Source organism: Streptomyces sp. NPDC014727, from assembly GCF_043083485.1.
GTDB lineage: Bacteria > Actinomycetota > Actinomycetes > Streptomycetales > Streptomycetaceae > Streptomyces.
In genome coordinates this window covers 334,205-336,794 of record NZ_JBIBYR010000001.1, presented here as the reverse complement: position 1 = coordinate 336,794, position 2,590 = coordinate 334,205, and the positions used below count along the sequence as shown (strand labels likewise).

At 69.2% G+C, this 2,590-nt stretch carries 3 protein-coding genes; 1 reads left to right on the top strand and 2 read right to left on the bottom strand.

What is annotated here, in order from left to right; genetic code table 11:
- Positions 1-177: 177 nt before the first annotated feature.
- Complete coding sequence (locus ACF1B9_RS01540; protein ID WP_376223271.1) at positions 178-645, bottom strand: RDD family protein; 468 nt, start codon at positions 643-645, stop codon at positions 178-180.
- Positions 646-900: 255 nt separating this feature from the next.
- Here ACF1B9_RS01540 and glnA point away from each other — a divergent pair, with 255 nt between their 5' ends.
- On the top strand, positions 901-2,310 hold the full coding sequence (gene glnA, locus ACF1B9_RS01535) for a type I glutamate--ammonia ligase (protein ID WP_351082790.1): 1,410 nt from the start codon (positions 901-903) through the stop codon (positions 2,308-2,310).
- A 52-nt stretch (positions 2,311-2,362) separates the two neighbouring features.
- Here glnA and ACF1B9_RS01530 read toward each other — a convergent pair.
- On the bottom strand, positions 2,363-2,590 hold a 228-nt coding region (locus tag ACF1B9_RS01530), incomplete at its 5' end, for a hypothetical protein (RefSeq protein ID WP_391795889.1).

The window sequence follows — 2,590 nt, the reverse complement described above, 5'->3', positions numbered from 1 at the left end:
GGGGGGCTCCGGCGCGGCGGCCCCCGCCCCCCCGCTGCGGCAGCCGCCCCCCCCCCCCCGCGCCGCGGGGGGGGGGGGGGGGGGCCGTCCCCCCCCCCCCCCCCCCCCCCCCCCGCCCCCTTCCCTGTTCCGTCCTCGGCGTCCGCTTTCTCAGCCGTACGTCCTCGGCTCAGTGGCTCAGATACGGACCTGAACCGCGCGGGCCAGCCGGTCGTGCAGGCCGCGGCCGTCGCGGTCCCAGACCAGGGCCGGGATCACGATGCACAGCAGCACGCTCCGGACGACCACTCGGCCGAAAGTGAGCCGGCCGCCGCTCTCGGCGACGACCCTGATGCCCAGGAGGCGCTTGCCGGGCGTGCAGCCGATGGTGCCGACGGTGAGCACGCTCAGTACGAGAAAGACGCCGAGCGCCCAGTTTCCGGCCGCCTGCTGGTCACCGCGAGCGAGCAGCCCGTATGCGATCACCAGGCACAGGGCCCAGTCGATGAAGACCGCGCCGAAGCGCCGGCCGAGCGGCGCCACGGATCCCGGGCCGTGCTCGGGCAGACCGAGCCGCTTGCCCCGGTAGCCGAAGTCGGCCCCCATTTCCTCGGCGGCCGCGCGCGGCCCTGAGAGCCACGATCCGATTGCTTGCCTGTTGTCCACCCGACCACGGTACTGCGCCCGCCCGTGCCGCCCCCCGGGCGGCCCCTCCTGAGGGCCTGCGCGGCGGCGCTCAGGAGCGGCCCGGAACCGGCCACGAGGTGCTGCTCACACCCGGCTCGGTTAACTTCTGCGAAACAAATGGGTCATGCTTGAGAAATCCGGTCTGCCTATGGTCGGGTCCAGCGTGTGCCACCGCACTGGCCGCACCACGAGCTACAACCCCGTCCCTCCCGGGCCGGGAGTAGGAGGAGTTGGATGTTCCAGAACGCCGACGACGCGAAGAAGTTCATCGCCGACGAAGACGTCAAGTTCATCGATGTCCGGTTCTGTGACCTGCCCGGTGTGATGCAGCACGTCACCGTCCCGGCGGCGACCTTCGACCCGGCCGACGAGCTTGCCTTCGACGGCTCGTCGATCCGCGGCTTCCAGGCCATCCACGAGTCCGACATGGCACTGCGCGCAGACCTGTCGACCGCCCGTGTCGACCCCTTCCGCCGCGACAAGACCATCAACATCAACTTCTTCATCCACGACCCGATCACCGGCGAGCAGTACAGCCGTGACCCGCGGAACGTGGCCAAGAAGGCCGAGGCGTACCTCGCCTCCACCGGCATCGCCGACACCGCGTACTTCGGTCCCGAGGCCGAGTTCTACGTCTTCGACAACGTCCGCTTCCAGACGTCGGCGAACGAGAGCTTCTACCACATCGACTCCGAGGCCGGCGCCTGGAACACCGGCGCGGTCGAGAACAACCGTGGGTACAAGGTCCGTTACAAGGGCGGCTACTTCCCGGTCCCGCCGGTCGACCACTTCGCCGACCTGCGCGCCGAGATGTCCCTGGAGCTGGAGCGGAGCGGACTCCAGATCGAGCGCCAGCACCACGAGGTCGGCACCGCCGGTCAGGCGGAGATCAACTACAAGTTCAACACGCTGCTCGCCGCGGCCGACGACCTGATGCTCTTCAAGTACATCGTGAAGAACGTCGCCTGGCGCAACGGCAAGACCGCGACCTTCATGCCGAAGCCGATCTTCGGCGACAACGGCTCGGGCATGCACGTCCACCAGTCCCTGTGGGCCGGTGGCAACCCCCTCTTCTACGACGAGCAGGGTTACGCGGGACTCTCGGACATCGCCCGCTACTACATCGGCGGCATCCTCAAGCACGCACCGTCGCTGCTGGCCTTCACCAACCCGACGGTGAACTCCTACCACCGACTGGTCCCCGGCTTCGAGGCCCCGGTCAACATGGTGTACTCGCAGCGCAACCGCTCCGCCGCGATGCGTATCCCGATCACGGGCTCCAACCCGAAGGCCAAGCGCGTCGAGTTCCGCGCCCCGGACCCGTCGTCGAACCCGTACCTCGCCTTCTCCGCCCTGCTGATGGCGGGCCTCGACGGCATCAAGAACAAGATCGAGCCCGCCGAGCCGATCGACAAGGACCTCTACGAGCTGGCTCCCGAGGAGCACGCGAACGTCCAGCAGGTCCCGACGTCCCTCCCGGCCGTTCTGGAGGCGCTGGAGGCGGACAACGAGTACCTGCAGGCCGGTGGTGTCTTCACCTCCGACCTGATCGAGACGTGGATCGACTACAAGCGCACCAACGAGATCGCCCCGATCCAGCTGCGCCCGCACCCGCACGAGTTCGAGCTGTACTTCGACCTGTAAGGGCCGATCCTCCACGAAGGCCGCCATCCCTCTGCGGGGTGGCGGCCTTCGCCTATGAACGATCGACTACATGGTTCCCGTCGTGGTGGGGGCAGTCGTGCCACCACCGGTCGTCGGCGCAGTCGTCCCGCCACCGGTCGTCGGCGCAGTCGTCCCGCCACCGGTCGTCGGCGCAGTCGTCCCGCCACCGGTCGTCGGCGCAGTCGTCCCGCCACCGGTCGTCGGCGCAGTCGTGCCACCACCGGTCGTCGGCGCAGTCGTCCCGCCACCGGTCGTCGGC

Excerpts from the sequence above, each read along its gene's own strand:
- glnA (WP_351082790.1), top strand. The coding sequence starts at position 901 with ATGTTCCAGAACGCCGACGACGCGAAGAAGTTCATCGCCGACGAAGAC.